General features: G+C 68.0%; 18 protein-coding genes and 1 pseudogene. 13 read left to right on the top strand and 6 right to left on the bottom strand.

The features are described 5' to 3' along the window. Positions 1 to 5 precede the first annotated feature (5 nt). On the top strand, positions 6 to 872 hold the full coding sequence (locus tag AWC25_RS01375; protein WP_069399172.1) for a helix-turn-helix transcriptional regulator: 867 nt from the start codon (positions 6 to 8) through the stop codon (positions 870 to 872). Positions 873 to 897: 25 nt separating this feature from the next. Continuing rightward, on the top strand, positions 898 to 2,340 hold the full coding sequence (locus tag AWC25_RS01370; protein ID WP_198166595.1) for a xylulokinase: 1,443 nt from the start codon (positions 898 to 900) through the stop codon (positions 2,338 to 2,340). A gap of 13 nt (positions 2,341 to 2,353) precedes the next feature. On the opposite strand, the pseudogene AWC25_RS01365 reads toward AWC25_RS01370, so the two are convergent. From AWC25_RS01365 to AWC25_RS01355, 3 genes and pseudogenes are all read right to left on the bottom strand, one after another. Further along, positions 2,354 to 3,270, bottom strand: a pseudogene (locus AWC25_RS01365) (MBL fold metallo-hydrolase). Then, entirely contained in the window at positions 3,267 to 3,932 is a 666-nt protein-coding gene (locus tag AWC25_RS01360; RefSeq protein WP_085166240.1) for an L-fuculose-phosphate aldolase, read from the bottom strand. The pseudogene AWC25_RS01365 and the gene AWC25_RS01360 overlap by 4 nt, the downstream one beginning before the upstream one ends. Continuing rightward, complete coding sequence (locus AWC25_RS01355; RefSeq protein ID WP_085166239.1) at positions 3,929 to 4,915, bottom strand: NAD(P)-dependent oxidoreductase; 987 nt, start codon at positions 4,913 to 4,915, stop codon at positions 3,929 to 3,931. The genes AWC25_RS01360 and AWC25_RS01355 overlap by 4 nt, the downstream gene beginning before the upstream one ends. A 30-nt stretch (positions 4,916 to 4,945) precedes the next feature. Between AWC25_RS01355 and AWC25_RS01350 the strand changes: the two genes are divergently transcribed. Then, positions 4,946 to 6,298 carry a xylulokinase gene (locus tag AWC25_RS01350; protein ID WP_069399168.1) on the top strand — a complete coding sequence of 451 codons (1,353 nt, stop codon included), beginning with the start codon at positions 4,946 to 4,948 and terminating at the stop codon, positions 6,296 to 6,298. Positions 6,299 to 6,339: 41 nt separating this feature from the next. After that, complete coding sequence (locus AWC25_RS01345; protein ID WP_069399167.1) at positions 6,340 to 7,005, top strand: GNAT family N-acetyltransferase; 666 nt, start codon at positions 6,340 to 6,342, stop codon at positions 7,003 to 7,005. Between the two features lie 8 nt (positions 7,006 to 7,013). Here AWC25_RS01345 and AWC25_RS01340 read toward each other — a convergent pair whose 3' ends face one another. Genes AWC25_RS01340 through AWC25_RS01330 form a run of 3 tightly spaced genes read right to left on the bottom strand, consistent with a single transcriptional unit; the run spans position 7,014 to position 9,784 of the window. Continuing rightward, entirely contained in the window at positions 7,014 to 7,946 is a 933-nt protein-coding gene (locus AWC25_RS01340; RefSeq protein ID WP_069399166.1) for a class I SAM-dependent methyltransferase, read from the bottom strand. After that, entirely contained in the window at positions 7,943 to 8,869 is a 927-nt protein-coding gene (locus AWC25_RS01335; RefSeq protein ID WP_085166238.1) for a class I SAM-dependent methyltransferase, read from the bottom strand. Before AWC25_RS01335 ends, AWC25_RS01340 begins: the two co-directional genes overlap by 4 nt. 9 nt (positions 8,870 to 8,878) lie before the next feature. Beyond that, positions 8,879 to 9,784 (bottom strand): class I SAM-dependent methyltransferase, encoded by a 906-nt coding sequence (locus AWC25_RS01330; protein ID WP_069399165.1) that lies wholly within the window; start codon positions 9,782 to 9,784, stop codon positions 8,879 to 8,881. Between the two features lie 286 nt (positions 9,785 to 10,070). On the opposite strand from AWC25_RS01330, the gene secY reads away from it, so the two are divergent. The 9 genes from secY (at position 10,071) to AWC25_RS01285 (ending at position 18,683) form a co-directional block, all read left to right on the top strand. Beyond that, positions 10,071 to 11,396 (top strand): preprotein translocase subunit SecY, encoded by a 1,326-nt coding sequence (secY, locus tag AWC25_RS01325; RefSeq protein WP_044509859.1) that lies wholly within the window; start codon positions 10,071 to 10,073, stop codon positions 11,394 to 11,396. Beyond that, positions 11,393 to 11,938 (top strand): adenylate kinase, encoded by a 546-nt coding sequence (locus tag AWC25_RS01320; RefSeq protein WP_069399164.1) that lies wholly within the window; start codon positions 11,393 to 11,395, stop codon positions 11,936 to 11,938. The genes secY and AWC25_RS01320 overlap by 4 nt, the downstream gene beginning before the upstream one ends. A gap of 2 nt (positions 11,939 to 11,940) precedes the next feature. Further along, a complete protein-coding gene (gene map / locus AWC25_RS01315) occupies positions 11,941 to 12,741 on the top strand; it encodes a type I methionyl aminopeptidase (protein WP_069399163.1) in 801 nt (266 codons plus the stop codon). 52 nt (positions 12,742 to 12,793) lie between these two features. Next, entirely contained in the window at positions 12,794 to 13,339 is a 546-nt protein-coding gene (locus tag AWC25_RS01310; protein ID WP_084229169.1) for a sigma-70 family RNA polymerase sigma factor, read from the top strand. 58 nt (positions 13,340 to 13,397) lie between these two features. Continuing rightward, positions 13,398 to 14,186, top strand: a complete 789-nt coding sequence (locus AWC25_RS01305) for an anti-sigma factor family protein (protein WP_269749106.1) — start codon at positions 13,398 to 13,400, stop codon at positions 14,184 to 14,186. Between the two features lie 71 nt (positions 14,187 to 14,257). Beyond that, positions 14,258 to 16,000 (top strand): thiamine pyrophosphate-binding protein, encoded by a 1,743-nt coding sequence (locus AWC25_RS01300; RefSeq protein ID WP_069399161.1) that lies wholly within the window; start codon positions 14,258 to 14,260, stop codon positions 15,998 to 16,000. Further along, positions 15,981 to 16,628: a hypothetical protein gene (locus AWC25_RS01295; RefSeq protein WP_069399160.1), complete on the top strand. Its 648-nt coding sequence runs from the start codon at positions 15,981 to 15,983 to the stop codon at positions 16,626 to 16,628. The genes AWC25_RS01300 and AWC25_RS01295 overlap by 20 nt, the downstream gene beginning before the upstream one ends. Positions 16,629 to 16,635: 7 nt before the next feature. Next, the gene (locus AWC25_RS01290) at positions 16,636 to 17,655 is read left to right on the top strand and encodes a 3-oxoacyl-ACP synthase III family protein (protein ID WP_069399159.1); all 1,020 of its coding nucleotides are present in this window, start codon (positions 16,636 to 16,638) and stop codon (positions 17,653 to 17,655) included. Beyond that, entirely contained in the window at positions 17,655 to 18,683 is a 1,029-nt protein-coding gene (locus tag AWC25_RS01285) for a pyridoxal phosphate-dependent aminotransferase (protein WP_069399195.1), read from the top strand. The genes AWC25_RS01290 and AWC25_RS01285 overlap by 1 nt, the downstream gene beginning before the upstream one ends. Positions 18,684 to 18,705 lie beyond the last annotated feature (22 nt).

The raw sequence follows: 18,705 nt of genomic DNA, 5'->3' as shown, positions 1-18,705 counted from the left end.
GTGCCATGACGCTCGTACCTCGGCTGGTCGGGCACCGCGGCGGCGTGCCCGTCTACCGGTACCGGACCGATCCGGCCACCGCGCCGGTCTCGGTGCAGCGTCATACCGGCGACATCGTCGGGCACGGCCGCCACATCCACGACTTTCCGGCGCTGTGGTATGCCCCGGCGGCGGGGCTGGTGTACGTGGCGACTCCCGGTGAGGTGCTGGACCCCGGCCAGCTGGTGAACCTGCAGGACGGCGTCGCGGTGTTCTTCGACCCGACCGCGCTGGGTGAGGACGCCCGGTCTCCCTGGCCGGCGTGGCGCGCACACCCGCTGCTCTTCCCGTTCCTGCACGGCCATTCGGGTGGGGTCTTGCGCCTGGCGGTGCCCGCGGATCGCCAGACCATGTGGGACAACGTGATCCGGTCGATCGAAACCGAACTCACCGCCCGCCGCGACGGGCATCGGCAGGCGGTCCTGGCGTACCTGACCCTGTTGCTGATCGAGCTCGCCCGGCTGGCCCGGGACGTGGTCGCCGAGCTGCGACGCAGTGGGGAACCACTGTTGGCCGATGTGTTCGACATTATCGACCGACGATACGCCGCGCCCCTGTCGCTGCGGGACGTGGCGGGCGAGGTCGGCATGACGCCGGGGCATCTCACCACGGTGGTACGTCGGCGCACCGGACGCACCGTGCAGGAATGGATCATCGAACGCCGCATGACCGAAGCACGTACGCTACTTTCGCAAACCGAGTTGCCGATCGCCGAAATCGCCCGGCGGGTAGGGGTATTCGATCCCGGCTACTTCAGTCGGCAGTTCGCCCGCGTGCATGGCGTGTCGCCGCGCAAGTGGCGGGGTGGCCGGCCGAGTCGGGATTCCGGCTAGCCACAGCTCTGGCACACTGGCAGCCGTGGTGCACAGCTGCCTGATCGGCATCGATGTCGGGACCAGCGCCGTCAAGGCGATCCTGATCGATACCGATGGCAAGCCGCTGGCTGATTACGCACGGCCGCTGGCGATGTCGCGACCGTCGGCGGGTCACGCCGAGCAGAATCCGGCCGACTGGATGGATGGGGTGCTGGCGGCGCTGACGGCATTCGCCGCGGGGCATGATTTGTCCGGACTCGCCGGAATCGGCATCACCTCGCAAGTGAACACGCATGTGTTCACCGGAGCGGACGGTGCGGCGCTGCTGCCCGCGATCACGTGGCAAGACACCCGCTGCGCGGCCGATGCCGCCACGCTGGCCGCGCACATCGACGCCGAGCAGCAACGAGCATGGTTCGGCACACCGGTGCCGATCGACGCCAGTCACGCGTTGTCCCGGTTGGCCTACGTGGCGCGGGTGCATCCCGATGTCTATGCAAGGACGCGATATGTCCTGCTGCCCAAAGACTATTGCGTGATGCGGCTGACCGGGTCGGTGTTCTCCGATGCGATTTCCGCGGTTCGTTTGGCTCGCGGGCAAGGCTACGTGCCAGAGTTACTCGACCTGGTGCCGCGAGCGCACGAATTATTGCCCGGGCTTCGTGACTTCGATTACGTGGCGGGACGCGTGGGTGACGGGATGCCTTGCGCAAAAACGCCCGTAATAGTCGGCGCCATGGACGCCTGGGCAGGCATGTTCGGCTCCGGTGTGTTGCGCGACGCTGATGCCATGTATCAGAGCGGAACCAGCGAGATCTTGGGCATCATCTCCGCCACCGTCCATCCCACCCCGGGAGTAGTGGTGTTCCCCCGGTACGACGACATCGTTTTGCACGCCGCGCCGACACAGTCGGGAGGTGCTTGCTTGCAATGGGTTTCGCGCTTGCTGGGTGTTTCGACCGGTCGATTGTCCGCGCTGGCTGCCGACACCGAACCGGGACGATCCATCCCGCTGTTCCTGCCGCACCTGGAAGGCGAGCGGGCCCCGATCTGGGACGCCGGCTCACGCGGGGCGTTCGCCGGGCTCGATTCTCAGGTCGGCGGCGCCGAGACGGTACGCAGCGTGATGGAAGGGGTCGCCTTCTCAGCACGGTGGGCTTTCCAGGCGCTGCAGCAGTCGTCGAATCTGCTTCTGGCGCAGGCGAACATCAGCGGTGGCGGGTCCCGGTCGGACATCTGGTGTCAAATCCGCGCCGATGCGCTCGGCTTCGCCCTCAAGCGCACCGCGGTGCCGGACGCCGCAGTGCTCGGCGCGGCGCTGCTGGCCGGCGTGGGGACCGAGGTGGTGGGATGCATGACCGACGCGGTGCGACAGTTCGTGAAGTTCGACCGCACCTTCGAGCCGCAGATCTGCCATCGTGACTACTACGACGAAAAGTTCGCGCGTTTCCAATCGCTGTATCGCGCGTTGCGGCCCATCAGCTAACCGTCCGCGGCCCTTACAGCCGCTCGATGTCCAGCCACTCGTCCACGTCGAATCGGTCGGCCACCGCGCGGATCGTGGCACCGCCGCGGCCGGGGTAGTGCGCGGGTATCACGGCTGCGTGGGCCGCGGCGGCCTCGGCGAAAACCCGGCGCCGAGTGGCCGCGGCCGCGTGAGCATCCACGTCGAAGGCGCACGGGTCGGCGGGACGGCGAACCTGCAGCGGGCTGTGGGTGAGATCGCCGACGAACACCGCGGGGGCGCCCGCATCCAGCCACAGCACCGAGGAGCCGGGCGTGTGCCCGGCAGCCGATCGCAGCCGCAACGACGGGCTGATCTGATAATTGTCCGACCATTGGACAAGCTGACCGGCCGCCTCGACGGGCGCCACGCTGTCGGCGAACACCAGCCGATCACCATGCTGCTGGGCGGCTTCGGCCTCCGTGCGCGGCGATCGGCGCGCCGCCGGGCCGTCCGGGGAGAAGTACCGGTAGTCGGCCGCGGGCGCCAGATATCGCGCGTTGGGAAACGTCGGTACCCAAACGCCGTTGTCCAACAGCGTGTTCCAGCCGACATGGTCGGAATGCACGTGGGTGTTGATCACGACGTCCACCGCGCCGCGGTCGATGCCGGCGACTTCCAGGCCGCCAGGAATCCCGTGGCCAAATGATCGAGGGCCGGCAGGTGCGGGCGCTCGCGGTCGTTGCCGACGCCGGTGTCCACCACCACGGTCAGCCCGTCAACCTCGATCACCCAGCTTTGCACCGCGATGCGCCACGTGTCGGTGTCCGGGTCGAAGAAGTCGGGCACCAACAGGTCGGCGTGCTCTTGCCAGCCCGTCGGCAGGGTGTTGCGGAACGACTGTGTGCCCAGCTGGAACTGAAACTCCACGATGCGTGTCACGGTCGCGCGGCCCAGCTGGACCTTGCTCATAGGGGATTGGCCCGCAGGTAGCCGTAGACGCCGGCGAAGTTGCGATTCACCTCGTCCGGAATCGGCACCGGACCTCCGAGAATCCTTGCACCCCAAACGATTTGAGCGGTGCGCTCCACAAGCGCGGTGATATGCAGCACCTTGTCGGGGCGGGGCCCCACCGCCACCAGGCCGTGATTGGCGATCAAGGCGGCGCCGCGGCCTTCCAGCGCCTTGACCGCGTTGCTGCCGACCTCGGGGGTGCCCGACGCGGCGTAGTCGGTGCAGCGGACGTCGCCGCCGCAATACACCGCGAATTCGTCGAGGCAGGCCGGGATCGGCTGGTGGGCGACGGCGAACATCGTCGCCCACACCGGATGACTGTGAATGACGCTGCCGATGTCGGCGAATGCCTGATAACAGGCCAGGTGCAACTTCATCTCCGAAGACGGCGCCCGCACCTGCGCGGCGTGCTGTACCGCGCCGTCGGGGTCGACGACGACCAGATCCTCGAGCACCATGTCGCGGTAGTCGACCGAGGACGGCGTGATGACGATGTTGCCGTCCGGGCGGCGCGCCGAAATGTTGCCGGCGGTTCCCTCGACCAGTCCCCGGCGCAGCATGTCCTTGGCCGCCGCCAGCACCGCGGCCGCTGCGTTGTCGACGGATGTCACAGACGTCATGGTCCGAGCACCTCCGGGTTGACGAGATGGGCGGGCACGTTGCCGGCCAGCAACGCTTCCAGATCGTCGGCGACCATCTGGGCCTGCCGGGCCTCAGTGTTCCACGTGGCCCCGCCGATGTGCGGGGTCAGCACGACGTTGGGCATGCGGGTTAGCGGGTGATCGGTGGGCAGCCACTCGCCGGCAAAGTGGTCCAGCCCGGCCGCGGCAACCTTGCCGCTGCGCAGCGCATCGACGAGGGCGTCGGTGTCGTGTAGCTGGGCGCGTGCGGTGTTGAGGAAGACCGCGCCGTCCCGCATCGCCGCGAATTGCGCCGCGCCGATCATGCCCGCGGTGTCCTCGGTGACCGGCGCGTGCAGCGAGACGATGTCGGCCTCGGCGAGCAGCTCGGCTAGGTCGTGGTGGGCCTCGTCGTGGTACGGATCGTGGGCGATGACCCGCAGATCCAGCCCGGTCAGCCGCCACCGCAGTGCCCGGCCGACGGCGCCCAGGCCCACCAATCCGGCCGTGCGCCCGGCGATTTCCCACCCGCGGAACCTCTGGTACGGGATGCTGCCATCGCGAAACATGTTGCCGCTGCGAACATCTGCGTCGGCGGTCAACAGCTGACGCGTGAGGGCCAAGAGCAGGGCCACCGTCAGCTCGGCCACCGCGTCGGCGTTGCGCGCCGGGGTGTTCAGCACCGGGATGCCTGCCGCGGTGGCCGCGGCGATGTCGACGTTGGTGGGGTCGCCGCGGGTGGCGGCGATCGCTCGCAACCGCCGTTGCAGCACCGGGCCGCGTACCGAGTCGCTCTCCACCACAACGATGTCGGCGCCCTCGCTGTCGATTCGCTCAGCCAACTGCTCGGGACTGTAAATCCGCAGCGGGCCCTGGTCCCGCTCACTTATCCAAGGGTCATAGACCACCTCGGCCAGCTGCCGCAGTTTGGCGAATCCCGGGCCGCGCAGTGGTGCCGTCACCAGGGCACGTGGTGGTGTCACGAATGCCAATGCTGGCGTACGGTGACGCCAGTGTCACGTACTGGCGTCACGATCGGCATCGACATCGGCACCACCGCGGTCAAGGCGGTTGCCGCCGACGGCGACGGCCGGGTGGCGGCGCGGGCCCGCATCCCGCACCGGGTGCGGGTGCCGACGCCCGACCGGCTCGAGCACGACGCCGACGAAGCGTGGCGGCGCGGGCCATTAGCGGCCCTGGACCGGGTCCGCCGCCTGGTGCCCGGCCCGCAGGTCCGCGCCGTCGCGGTCTCGGCCATGGTGCCGTCGCTGACGGCCGTCGATGCCGCGGGCCGCCCGCTGGCGCCCGGGCTGCTCTACGGCGACGAGCGCGGCCGGGTGGCGGGGGATCAGCCGGTCCCGGCGTTGGGGGAGGCCGCCGAGTTCCTGCGCTGGATGGCCGCCGAAGTTCCCGGTGCGGCCGGATACTGGCCGGCGCCGGCGGTGGCCAACCATGCCCTGACCGGCGAGGCGGTGCTCGACTTCGCCACCGCGGCGACCTCTTTCCCGCTGTTCGACGGGACCGGTTGGGACCCGGCGGCCTGCGCCGAGCGCGGCGCCGTGGTCGCACAGCTGCCTCGCGTGGAGACGATCGGGGCCGCGGCCGGGGAGGTCCGCGGCACCGGCGCGGTGCTGGGACTGGGCGCCGTCGACGCCCTGTGCGAGCAGATGGTGGCGGGCGCCGATCGAGACGGCGACGTGCTGGTCATGTGCGGTACCACGCTCATCGTGTGGGTGACCGTCCCCGAGGCGCGTCAGGTGCCGGGGCTGTGGACCATTCCGCACACCACGGCGGGCAAGAGCCTGATCGGCGGCGCCAGCAACGCCGGGGGACTGTTCCTCGGCTGGGTCGATCGCGTCATCGCGCCGGGCCCGCCCGGCGCGGTGGATCCGCGTCGGGTTCCGGTCTGGTCGCCCTATATCCGCGGGGAACGCACCCCGTTCCACGACCCGCACCGGCGGGGGGCACTCGACGCGATCGACCTCACCCACGACAGCGCCGCGCTGCGCAGGGCCGCCTACGAGGCGTCCGGCTTCGTGGTCCGCCAGCTCATCGAACTCAGCGGAGCGCCGGTCGTACGCATCGTGGCCACGGGCGGCGGCACCCGCTTGGCGCCATGGATGCAGGCCATCGCCGACGCCACCGGCCGGCCGGTGGCGGTGTCCGGGGTGCCCGAGGGCGCGGCGCTGGGGGCGGCCTTTCTGGGCCGGATGGCGGCCGGCCTGGAGACGTCGATCATCGACGCCGGCCGCTGGGTGTGCACCGACCGTGTCGTCGACCCCGACCCCGCCTGGGTGGGCCCGGTCGAGGACCGGTACCGGCGCTTCCTGGCACTGGGTGAGCGACCGTCCCGGCCGCCGGACTGAGATCTGGCGCGCTAACGTCCCCGGCGTTCTAGGCTGGTGCAATGACTGACCAGGATCGCAAAGCCGCCCGTCGAGAGATCGCCGACGCGTTGTTGAAAGCGCTTGAACGCAGGCACGAAATCGCCGATCTGGTGGTGGAGTCGGAGACCAAACAAGCCGCGGTCGACGGGATCGTCAAACTCCTGGACACCTCTCATCTCGCCGCCGAAGCGGTGATGGGGATGTCCTTCGAGCAGCTCACCATCGACTCGAGGCGAAAGATTCTCGCCGAACTCGAAGACCTGAACAAGCAGCTGAGTTTCACCCTCGGCGAGCGGCCGGCGAGCTCGGGGGACAACCTCGAGCTGCGACCGTTCTCCGCCGCCGAGGACCGCGACCTGTTTGCGGTCCGCACCCAGGACATCGGCTTCGCCGGCGACGGATCCGGCGGGCCCGCGGGCAATCTCGACGACGAGATCCGGGCGGCGCTGCGCCGCGTCGACGACGAGGAAGCCGCCTGGTTCGTCGCCGTCGATTCCGGTGAGAAGGTCGGAATGGTGTTCGGTGAGCTGGTCCGGGGCGAGGTCGACGTCCGCATCTGGATTCACCCCGACCACCGGAAGAAGGGCTACGGCACCGCGGCGCTGCGCAAGTCCCGCTCGGAGCTGGCGTGGTGCTTTCCCGCGGTGCCGCTGGTGGTCCGGGCGCCCGCGGCCAAACCGGCCTGATCGAGCGGCTATTGCAGCACGGCGGTGACGGCGATGCTGTTCTGCAGCGCTTCGATGCTCTCCCCGGGAGACAGGGACAGGCCCGCCGCGGCGAACATGTCGGCGCGGGTACGGGTGGAAGTCGCCCAGCCCCGCGCGCTGAGGTAGTCCGCGGCCGGAGTGCGCTCGCCGTAGTAGACGAGGGTCGACACGTCGACATCGAACCCGAAGCGGCCCCAGCGGTTGGTCATCGCTTTCGCGCGCCGTTCCAACAACGGCATGCCGCCGTCGCGGTGATATTCGGTCGCCAGCCGGCTGCCGGGCGCACTGGTCGCGGTGATCGCGTCGAACAGTCGGTCTTGGGCGTCCGGCGGCAGATACATCAGTAGTCCTTCGGCGCTCCACGCGGTGGGCTGGTTCGCGTCGAAACCGTTGCGGTGCAACGCATTTACCCAGTCATCTCGAAGGTCGACGGCGACCGTCCGGCGCTGCGCGATGGGCTCGGCGCCTAAGTCCGCCAGTGTCATGGTCTTGAACTCGATGACCGCGGGCTGATCGACTTCGTACACGACGGTGCCCGCGGGCCAGGTCAACCGGTAGGCCCGCGAGTCCAGGCCCGCGGCCAAAATGACGGCCTGGCGCACACCCGCGGCGGCGGCGTCGAGAAAGAAGTCGTCGAAATAGCGGGTACGCACGGCCATCATGTTGATCATCCGCCGCAGGTTGTACTCCGCTTCCGGGTCGTCCTCCGGGTCGATATCGCCACTGTCGTCGGTGATCTCGCCGTCCAGCACACCGATGAAGAAATCCTTGCCTACCGCGCGGACCAGTGGGTCGGCGAACGGATCGTCGATCAGTGCATCGGTCTGCTTGCTGGCCAAAGCCCGGGCGGCGGCAACCCACGTCGCGGTCGCGCCCACGCTCGAGGCCAGGTCCCAGGTGTCTTGCTCGGTGCGCGTCATGTTCGGTTTCCTAGCGTCGCCGTCACATATCTGATATCGCCGAAGACCGCGGCGGAGGGGTCGGTAGGGAACTCGAAACCGTTGTGCGCGTACATCTCCGGCGTGGTGCGCACCGTGGTTTCCCAGCCCCGCTCGTTGAGGTAAGCGACCACGTCATTGCGTTCGCCGTCGTAGACGAGTTCCGACCAGTTCAGGTCCAGCCCCATGCGGCGCCAACGCTCGCTGAGCTCACGGCCGCGCTTGCGCACCCGGTCGCGAATATCCGGAACGTAGCCGGTGCCGATCCGGCTGCCGGCACACGACAGCGCGGTGATGTTGTCGAACAGCCGATCCTGGGCGTCCGGCGGCAGATAGCCCAGCAGTCCCTCGGCTATCCATGCCGTCGGTCGGGACGAATCGAACCCGTTGGCGCGCAAGGCACTTGGCCAGTCATCGCGCAGGTCTACTGCCACCGCCCGGCGATCCGTCACCGGCGCGGCGCCAAGATCGGCCAACGTCCGGGTCTTGAAATCGATCACGCGCGGCTGGTCGATTTCATAGAGTACGGTCCCGTCCGGCCACGGCAAGCGGTAGGCACGGGTGTCGAGCCCGGACGCCAAAATGACCGCTTGGCGCAGACCGGCTTCGACTGCCTCGAGGAAGAAGGTGTCGAAGTATCGGGTGCGCACCGCCATGCCTTCGCTGAGCCGCTGCGTGGTGAACGCGGGATCGTCGTCGGGCGTTTCGAGCTCCCCGTTCATCATGCGGATGAACGCCTGCACGCCGACGGCGTTGACCAGCGGCTCGGCGAACGGATCGTCGATCAGCGGATTGGGGCCCCTGGACGCCATGGCCCGGCGGGCGGCCACCGCGGTGGCCGTGGCTCCCACGCTGGACGCCAAATCCCAAGTGTCGCCGTCAAATCGCTTGCTCTCGGTGGTCATTCGACGTCCCTAGCGCAGCGTCGCGGTGACGGAAACGATGTTGCGCAGCTGCGTCTCGTCGTCGGAGAATTCGCGGCCGTAATCGGTGAACAGCTCGCGCCGCGGCCGCGAGCTCACCTGCCAGCCGTGCTCGGTGAGGTACTCCACCACGTTGCTGCGCTCCCCGTCGAAGAACAACCCGGACAAATCGATGTCGCAGCCCAGCTTCGCCCAGCGCTCGTTGAACTCCTGCGCCCGTTCGGACATCGTCGTGTCGTTGTCGGGGTGGTACTCGGTGGCCAGCTTGCTGCCCGGGGCGGACAGTGCGGTGATGTTGTCGAACAGCCGGTCCTGCGCCTCGGGCGGCAGGTACATGAGCAGGCCCTCGGCGCTCCAGGACGTCGGTTGGCTCACGTCGAATCCGCTGCCGCGCAGCGCCGCGGGCCAGTCGTCCCGTAGGTCGACGCTGACGGTGCGCCGCTCGGCGGCCGGCGCGGCACCCAGGCTCGCCATCGTGGCGGTCTTGAACTCGATGACTTGGGGCTGGTCGACCTCGTACACCACGCTGCCGTCCGGCCAGGACAACCGGTAGGCGCGCGCGTCGAGACCGGCCGCCAGGATCACCGCCTGGCGGATCCCGTCGCGGGCGGCGTTGAGGAAGAAGTCGTCGAAAAAGCGGGTGCGCACCGCGATCGAGTCCGTCTCGAGCTGGAGGTCCCCGTCGCCGTCCTCGGGCGCGTCGGCGGCGTTGATCTCGCCGTCTACCACGCGGCGGAAGAAGTCGAGCCCGACGGCGCGGACCAGCGGGGCGGCGAACGGGTCGTTGATGATCGGATTGGGGTCGTTGCTGGCCACCGCGCGCGCCGCCGCGACCATGGTGGCCGTCGCGCCGACGCTGGAGGCCAAATCCCAGCTGTCTTGATCAGTCCGTGTCATGGTGCACCTCTTTCGACTCCGCTGGCCACCGCACGTCGGCACTCTCGGGCGCCCAGCATTGATACTTAGCAAATGCAACGAGCGATCAAAACTCTACGCCTCGTGGCTGTCGGCTTTCTGAATTTTTTCCGACCCTTTCGGTACTGCCCGAGGCCGCCCATTTAAGGATCTGGTCCCACCAGCTGTTAGTCTCGTACACGATTTGACGCGTGACGCCGTACGTCCTGGCCTGCGGGTGTTGAGCGCGCGTACTGCAGGATGACCCCCGGCCGCGCAGGAGGATAGAGTGCTTTCGGCTTTCATCTCGTCGCTGCGAACAGTCGACTTGAGACGGAAGATCCTTTTCACGCTCGGCATCGTCGTGCTGTATCGCTTGGGCGCCGCACTCCCGTCGCCCGGGGTGAACTTTCCCAACGTCCAGCAGTGCATCAAGGAAGCCAGCGGCGGTGAGGCCGGGCAGATCTATTCGCTGATCAATCTGTTTTCCGGGGGCGCGCTGCTCAAGCTCACGGTGTTCGCGGTGGGCGTCATGCCCTACATCACCGCCAGCATCATCGTGCAGTTGCTGACCGTGGTCATTCCACGCTTCGAGGAATTGCGCAAGGAAGGCCAATCCGGCCAGGCCAAGATGACCCAGTACACCCGCTACCTGGCGATCGCGCTGGCCATCCTGCAGGCCACCAGCATCGTGGCGCTGGCGGCCAACGGCGGCCTGTTGCAGGGCTGCTCGCTGGACATCATCGCCGATCAGAGCATCTTCACCCTGGTCGTCATCGTGTTGGTGATGACCAGCGGGGCGGCGCTGGTGATGTGGATGGGTGAGCTGATTACCGAGCGCGGCATCGGCAACGGCATGTCCCTGCTGATCTTCGTCGGTATCGCCGCGCGCATCCCGGCGGAAGGCAAGACCATCCTGGACAGCCGCGGCGGCATGATCTTCGCCGCCGTCTGCGCCGCCGCGTTGATCATCATCGTCGGCGTGGTGTTCGTCGAGCAGGGCCAGCGCCGGATCCCGGTGCAGTACGCCAAGCGCATGGTGGGCCGGCGCATGTACGGGGGCACCTCGACGTATCTGCCGCTCAAGGTCAACCAGGCCGGCGTCATCCCCGTCATCTTCGCCTCGTCACTGATCTACATTCCGCACCTGATCACCCAGCTGATCCGCAGTGGCAGCGGCGGCGTGGGCAACAGCTGGTGGGACAAGTTCGTCGGAACCTACCTGTCCGACCCCAGCGACCCGGTCTACATCGCCATTTACTTCGGCCTGATCATCTTCTTCACGTACTTCTACGTGTCGATCACCTTCAACCCCGACGAGCGTGCCGACGAGATGAAGAAGTTCGGCGGCTTCATCCCGGGCATCCGGCCCGGCAAGCCCACCGCCGACTATCTGCGCTATGTGCTGAGCAGGATCACGCTCCCGGGCTCGATCTACCTCGGGGCGATCGCGGTACTGCCGAACCTGTTCCTGCAGATCGGCAACGCCGGGGCGGTGCAAAACCTGCCCTTCGGCGGCACCGCAGTCCTGATCATGATCGGTGTCGGGTTGGATACGGTCAAACAGATCGAGAGTCAGCTCATGCAGCGCAACTACGAAGGGTTCCTCAAGTGAGAGTCGTTTTGCTGGGCCCGCCGGGGGCAGGCAAGGGCACGCAGTCGGAGAAGCTCAGCGAGAAGCTCGGGATCCCGCAGATCTCCACCGGGGACCTTTTCCGTAGCAACATCGGCCAGGGCACCAAGCTGGGCCTGGAGGCCAAGCGCTACCTCGACGCCGGCGACCTGGTGCCCTCCGAGCTGACCAACCAACTCGTCGACGACCGGCTGAACGAGCCGGACGTGGCCAACGGCTTCATCCTGGACGGGTATCCGCGCTCGATCGAGCAGGCCAAAGCGTTGCACGAGATGCTGGGCCGCCGCGGCACCGACATCGACGCGGTGCTCGAGTTCCGGGTGTCCGAAGACGAGTTGCTGCACCGGCTCAAGGGCCGCGGCCGCGCCGACGACACCGACGAGGTCATCCTCAACCGGATGAAGATCTACCGTGACGAGACCGCGCCGCTGCTCGAGTACTACCGCGACCAGCTGAAGACCGTCGACGCCGTCGGTGCGGTGGACGAGGTATTCGCCCGCGCGCTGCGGGCGCTGGGCAAGTAGCGATGAATCCGCTGGCGCGGTTGCGGAGCCGCAAGGTGGTGCCGCAGCGTAGCGCCGGCGAACTCGACGCGATGGCCGCGGCGGGCGCCGTGGTCGCCGCCGCGCTGCAGGCCGTGCGGGCCGCCGCGGTGTCCGGCAGCTCCACCCTGGGGCTGGACCACATCGCCGAGACGGTGATCAGGGAGGCGGGCGCCACGCCGTCGTTTCTGGGCTACCACGGGTATCCGGCATCGATCTGCGCGTCCGTCAACGACCGGGTGGTACACGGCATCCCGTCCGCCGCCGAAATCCTCGTCCCCGGTGACCTGGTGTCCATCGACTGCGGCGCGATCCTGGACGGCTGGCACGGCGACGCGGCCATCACCTTCGGCGTGGGTGCCCTCGACCCCGCCGATGCGGCGTTGTCCGCGGCGACCAGGGAATCCCTCGAGGCCGGAATCGCGGCGATGATCCCTGGTAACCGGCTGACGGATGTCTCGCACGCCATCGAAATGGGAACCCGGGCGGCCGCCGCGCGGCACGGTCGCAGCTTCGGGATCGTCGAAGGGTACGGCGGCCACGGCATCGGCCGGCAGATGCACATGGACCCCTTCCTGCCCAACGAAGGCTCGCCGGGCCGTGGGCCGTTGCTGGCCGTCGGGTCGGTGCTGGCCATCGAGCCGATGCTGACCCTGGGAACCGGCAAAACTACCGTTCTCGACGACGACTGGACGGTCACCACCACCGACGGATCCCGTGCGGCGCATTGGGAGCACACCGTGGCGGTCACCGAGGACGGGCCCCGCATCCTCACGCTGCGATAGACCTCGAACTAAACCGCTACTCAACTCGTGTCTATGGGCAGGAGGTGGTCGAGTGGCACGGGGTGCTGATACTCACCCGGCGTCGGGTGCCGGCGAGGCCGCATTGATGAAGGCGCTCTACGACGAGCATGCCGCGGTGTTGTGGCGCTACGCGCTGCGGTTGACCGGTGACCGCAGCCACGCCGAGGACGTGGTCCAGGAAACGTTGCTGCGCGCATGGCAGCACCCGGAGGTCATCGGCGACACGGAACGGTCGGCGCGTGCCTGGTTGTTTACCGTGGCCAGGAACATGATCATCGACGACCGGCGCAGTGCGCGCTATCGCAACGTGGTCGGCTCCCTCGACGAAGAGGGAGCCCCGGAACAGGCGACGCCCGACGAGGTCAACGCGGCGCTGGACCGGTTGCTGATCGCCGAAGCGATGACGCAATTGTCCGCGGAACACCGGGCCGTCATCGAGCGGTCCTACTACCGCGGATGGACCACCGCACAGATTGCTGCAGACCTCGAGATAGCCGAGGGAACTGTGAAGTCCCGACTACACTATGCCGTGCGGGCTTTGCGGCTCACTCTGCAGGAACTCGGAGTTACCCGATGACAGTCCCCCCACCCATCTGTGTGGTCATCGGCTCCGAATGCTTGAAGGGTGAATGGAGATGGATGAAATGAAGACGCCGCTGCGCGGCTTGGGTCCGCCTGGCGACAACGAGGTCTTTGGTCTGATCATGGGTGACAACCACCGGTACGCGATGTGGGATGCCGCATACGTGCTGGGGTCATTGTCCTCGGCCGACCGCCGCGAGTTCGAGGCGCACCTGGCCCAGTGCCCGGCCTGCCGGGAGGCCGTCGCCGAGCTCAGCGGGGTGCCGGCCCTGCTGTCGCAGCTCGATCGTGAAGAGGTGGCCGCCATGGGCCAGTCCGGGGACGCCGCGGCGGCGCCGCCGGAGCCGTCGCCCGAGTTGTTGCCGTCATTGCTGGCGAAGGTGGCCTGGCGGCGTCGCCGCGCCAGGATCATCACCTGGGTGGCGTCGTCGGCCGCGGCCGCGGTGCTGGCGGTCGGCGTGTTCTTGGGCGTCCAGGGTTTCCAGGGTTTCCAGGACCGGTCCTCGTCCCCGGCGTCCACGCAGACCGTGGCCCAGTCGTCGGAGATGGCGCAGGTGGGTACCACGATGCTGGCATCGACGGTCCAGTTGTCCAGCCAGCATTGGGGCACCGCGATCAACCTGAAGTGCGTCTGCCTGGCTCCGCCGTACGCGCACCACGACACGCTGGCCATGGTGGTGGTGGGTCGCGACGGCAGCAAGACCCGGCTGGCGACCTGGGTGGCCGAACCGGGCCACACCGCGACGCCGGCCGCGAGCATTTCGACACCACTCGAGCAGATCGCTGCCGTGCAGGTGGTGGCGGCCGACAGCGGCGAGGTTCTGCTGGAACGCTCGCTGTAACCCGGCAGGTGAACCCCGCGATCACCTGACTCGTGTCAAAGGCATCGTCTCAATAGAACTTAGGTGAGCAGATGCCTCGGAGTTACCGGGCTGTTGACCACATCGTCGAATGCCTCGCGTCGACCGGCGCGAACCATATCTTCGGAGTGGACGGCGCCAACATCGAAGATCTTTACGACGCAGCACATTTCCACACCGGCGTCACTGCGGTACTGGCCAAGCACGAATTCTCGGCGGCCGCCATGGCCGATGGCTACAGCCGCAGCGGCGCCGGTCTGGGTGTGGTCGCGGCGACTTCCGGTGGGGGTGCGCTGAATCTTGTAGCGGGTCTTGGGGAGTCGCTCACCAGCCGGGTCCCGGTGCTGGCGCTGGTCGGTCAGACGCCGACCACCCTGGACGGCAGGGGCTCGTTTCAAGACACCAGTGGCGCTAACGGCTCCCTTGACGTCGAGGCGGTGTTCTCCGCGGTCTCGGTGTACACCGAGCGGGTGTTGCGGCCGGCCGAGGTCGGCGCGGCACTGTCCCGGGCCATCGCCGCGGCACGCACCGGAGGACCGGCAGTGGTGTTGCTGCCCAAAGATATTCAGCAGGCTCGGGTTTGCGCGGGGGCCGTGCCGCAAGCCCCGGCCGTCGACCCGCGCCCGATCGGAGATACGCATCGAATCGTGGGCCTGCTGCGCGACGCCGGCGGACCGATCACGATCATCGCGGGCGAGCAGGTGGCCCGCGACGACGCCCGCGGCGAGCTCGAGGCCTTGCGCGCGGTCCTGCGTGCCCGGGTTGCAACCGTGCCCGACGCCAAAGATGCTTCGGGCACACCGGGATTCGGCCGATCTTCGGCCTTAGGGGTGACCGGTGTGATGGGCCACCCCGGCGTCGCGGAAGCGATCGCCGCCAGCGCCGTGTGCCTGGTGGTCGGCACCCGATTGCCGGTCACCGCCCGAGCCGGTCTCGATGCAGCCCTGGCCGCCGTGCGCACCGTCTCTATCGGCTCCGCGCGCCCGTACATCCCCTGCGCGCACGTGCACACCGGGGATCTGCGCACCGCGTTGCGGACGCTGACTCGGGCGTTGGCCGGCAGCGGACGGCCAACGGGGGTAAGAGTTCCCGACGCCGTGGGACGCTCGGAGCTGACGCCACCGTCCTGCGTCGGTACCGGTGTGCGCTACCGCGACGCCATGGCGGTGCTCGACGAAGTGTTACCCGACGGCGCAGACATCGTGGTCGACGCGGGCAACACCGGTGCTTCCGCCGTGCATTACTTGCCGGCGCGGCGCGACGGCAGGTTCGCCGTCGCGTTGGGCATGGGCGGCATGGGCTACAGCTTCGGTGCCGGGATCGGGATGGCCTTCGGGCGAGCCAACACCGGCCGGCCGGCCGGGCGCACCGTCGTGATCGCCGGTGACGGCGCATTTTTCATGCACGGCATGGAGGTGCACACCGCGGTGCAGTACCGGCTGCCGGTCACCTTCGTGTTGTTCAACAACAACGCGCACGCCATGTGTGTGACCCGCGAGCAGCTGTACTACGACAACGTGTACAGCTACAACCGCTTCCGGCCCAGCCAGCTCGGCGCCGGGCTGGCCGCCATGTTCCCCGGCCTGATGTCGATGGATGTTAGCGACCGCGGCGGACTCGCCGACGCCATGCGCGCGGCCCTCGAGATCGACGGGCCGGCGGTGATCGGCGTCGAGTGCGCCGCCGACGAGATCGCCCCGTTCGCTCCCTTCCTTACCGCGACGTCCGAATCCGGTGCCGGGAGCCATATTTCGACCGTTAAGGAGGGCTACCCCGATGTCGCTGCCAGCGCTTGAAGATATTCCCGACGTCCTCGACGGGGTCACCCGCATCGAAACCTCGCCGCGGGAAAAAGCCACACCGGTGATCATGGACATGATGCGTTCGGTGTACCCGCACGACCAGGTGTTCGGGGAATACTGCACCGTCAACGATTACATCGACTGCCCCCCGGACGAGCTCTACGCGTACCTGTCCGACACCCGCAGCCTCGAGGAGTGGACCTACAGCCTGCGCGGCTTCACCCCGACCGACGAACCGGGGTTGTGGCTGGCGTACGACCGGCTCGGCTCGGAGACCGAGATCTACACCCGCACGGTCGCCAATCCGGTGGCCCGCACCGTCGACTATCACTGCGCCTGGGATCAGGGCCAGCACCTGTGGATGATCTATTTGATGCGGGTAGTCGACGCGCAACTGGTGCTGAACAAGCCGGGTTCGGTGGTGCTGTGGACGAATTGCCACCACCCGTTCTACGACGAGAACCCGTACCCGCAGACCGCCCCGCCGCAACGGCCGGTGTGGGTCGGCGACTTCTGGGACATGTTCGGCGCCGGGCATCTGCTGGAGCTGAAGAACCTCAAGGCAATCGCCGAGTATCGCCACCGCAATGGCCTCTCGGTCACCCCCGACTGGATGAAATGAGCACGCCATGGGTACCCCGAGTGTCAGCCTGATCGACGTCTCCACCTATCTGCCCGGCCCGCCGATCCCGGCGGACTACTACGCTCAGTTCGCCGAAACCGACGACCTGCGGGACAATGTCATGTTCCGGGCGCCGAAGTTCCGTCATCACGTCGGACCGCAGGAAAGCTCCATCGACATGATCGAGCGTGCGGTCGCGGGCCTGATCGAGCGGCACGGGCACGACGTCGTCGAAGGCGCCGACGTGCTGATCACCCACACGCAAGTCCCCGACATGGCGTTCTACGGGCAGGGCGGGGGTATCGCGCACCGGCTCGGGCTACGTCCGTCGTGGGTGCTGGACCTGAACAACGGCGGGTGCGCCGCATTTGTGTTGGCGCTCAACGTCGCTCGTAAGCTGCTGGCGTCGGGCGAGGGACGCACGGCACTGATCGCCGTCGCGCAGAACGCCGCGGGCCAATTCTTCGATCAGCCCACCATCCGTCGCAAGGCGCAATCGGCGGTGCCTGGCGACGGCGCCGCCGTCGGGCTGGTCACCCTCGGCGACCAATCGCCGATCCTGGACGTCGAGTGCCGCACCTACGGCGAACACGCCGGGGAGATGGCGCTGTCCTTCGACCCGCCCCGCAAGTGGTGGCAGGCCGGCCCGGGGGAGGGCAGCATCGGCTTCACCGAAAGCAAGATCACCAAGGTGCTGGCCCGCGGCAACCGGCAGGTGCCGGAGGTGGCATACGCGGTCTGTGACCGAATAGGCGTGCCCGCCAAGGACATCGACCTGTTGGTCACCAACCAGCCGAACCGGGCTTTTCTGCGGAACTGGCGGGAAGCGCTCGAGTTGCCCGCCGAGCGGCACCGCGACACGTTCGACCAGTGCGGCAACCTGTTCGGTGCCGGCATCCCGATCAACCTCGATCGCGCGATCTCCGACGGCCAGCTCAAAGCCGGTGATGTGGTGCTGATGGCCGGTTTTGCCCACGCCGGTGACTTCGCCGGTGCGGCGGCGGTGCGGTGGGGCGGCCGAGAGTGATGCGGCCCATCCTGAGTCCGGTTGCCGCCGAGGATGCTTGCGTGTTTCCCCACGCGACCGATCCACTTGCGCTGTCGCTGAACGAGAATCCGTTCCCCCCACTGCCCGCGGTACGGTCGGTGCTGGTTCGATCGATCGATGCCGCCAACCGCTACCCGGAGTTCCTGCCCGACCGGTTACGCGGCGTGATCGCGGGCCGCATCGGGGTGCCCGCGGACCAGGTGGTGCTCGGCGCGGGCGCGACGGGAGTGGTGCTGCAAGCCCTGCAGGCGCTTACCGTTGCCGGTGACACGATGGTCATGTCGACACCGACCTTCGACGGCTACCCGATCATCGCGCGGATGGCGCGGCTGAAGGCGGTCAGCGTGCCGCTCGACAAGGGCGGCCACAACGACTTCGACCGGCTGGCGGCCGCGGCCGCCACGGCGCGGGTGGTGGTGGTGTGCCGACCGCACAACCCCACCGGGACGCTGGAGCCGGTGGCGCACTTGCTGCGCTTTTTGCGCCGGGTACCGCGAGACACCGTCGTGCTGCTTGACGAGGCGTATATCGAGTTCGCCGCGCCCGACCACTGGATCGATATCGCGGCGCTGATACCGCGCTTCCCGAACGTGGTGGTGGTCCGGACGTTCTCCAAGGCATACGGGTTGGCCGGGCTGCGGATCGGCTACGGCGTGGCGGCACCACAGCTGGCCGAGACGCTGTGGTCCCAGCAGCTGCCGTTCGGCATCGCGTTGACCAGCCTGCCCGCCGTGATCGCCTCGTACGAGGCCGAAGACGAACTGCAGCAACGGATCCGGCTCATCACCGCCGAGCGGCGCTACCTGCGGATGCGGCTGTCCGGGCTGGGCATCTACACCACCGACGCGCACGCGAACTTCATGTACCTGCCGGCGACGGGGCAGCGCTGGAGCGAGACCTTCGCCGGCACCGGTCTGCGGGTGCGCTGCTACCCGGACGGCGGTGCTCGCATCACCGTCGGCAGCCGCGAATCCACGCTGGCGGTGCTGGCCGCGGTGAGCAAATAGTCACCGGCACAATCGCGCCGGT

Source organism: Mycobacterium sherrisii (assembly GCF_002102355.1).
Classification (GTDB): domain Bacteria; phylum Actinomycetota; class Actinomycetes; order Mycobacteriales; family Mycobacteriaceae; genus Mycobacterium; species Mycobacterium sherrisii.
This window is presented reverse-complemented; position numbering and strand designations above follow the sequence as displayed.

Bases quoted from the DNA above. Each gene is read 5' to 3' on its own strand.
- AWC25_RS01375 (WP_069399172.1), top strand. From the start codon at position 6: ATGACGCTCGTACCTCGGCTGGTCGGGCACCGCGGCGGCGTGCCCGTC.
- AWC25_RS01360 (WP_085166240.1), bottom strand. From the start codon at position 3,932: ATGACGTCTGTGACATCCGTCGACAACGCAGCGGCCGCGGTGCTGGCG.
- AWC25_RS01345 (WP_069399167.1), top strand. From the start codon at position 6,340: ATGACTGACCAGGATCGCAAAGCCGCCCGTCGAGAGATCGCCGACGCG.
- AWC25_RS01340 (WP_069399166.1), bottom strand. From the start codon at position 7,946: ATGACGCGCACCGAGCAAGACACCTGGGACCTGGCCTCGAGCGTGGGC.
- AWC25_RS01335 (WP_085166238.1), bottom strand. From the start codon at position 8,869: ATGACCACCGAGAGCAAGCGATTTGACGGCGACACTTGGGATTTGGCG.
- AWC25_RS01330 (WP_069399165.1), bottom strand. From the start codon at position 9,784: ATGACACGGACTGATCAAGACAGCTGGGATTTGGCCTCCAGCGTCGGC.
- map (WP_069399163.1), top strand. From the start codon at position 11,941: ATGAATCCGCTGGCGCGGTTGCGGAGCCGCAAGGTGGTGCCGCAGCGT.
- AWC25_RS01305 (WP_269749106.1), top strand. From the start codon at position 13,398: ATGGATGAAATGAAGACGCCGCTGCGCGGCTTGGGTCCGCCTGGCGAC.
- AWC25_RS01300 (WP_069399161.1), top strand. From the start codon at position 14,258: ATGCCTCGGAGTTACCGGGCTGTTGACCACATCGTCGAATGCCTCGCG.
- AWC25_RS01295 (WP_069399160.1), top strand. From the start codon at position 15,981: ATGTCGCTGCCAGCGCTTGAAGATATTCCCGACGTCCTCGACGGGGTC.
- AWC25_RS01290 (WP_069399159.1), top strand. From the start codon at position 16,636: ATGGGTACCCCGAGTGTCAGCCTGATCGACGTCTCCACCTATCTGCCC.
- AWC25_RS01285 (WP_069399195.1), top strand. From the start codon at position 17,655: ATGCGGCCCATCCTGAGTCCGGTTGCCGCCGAGGATGCTTGCGTGTTT.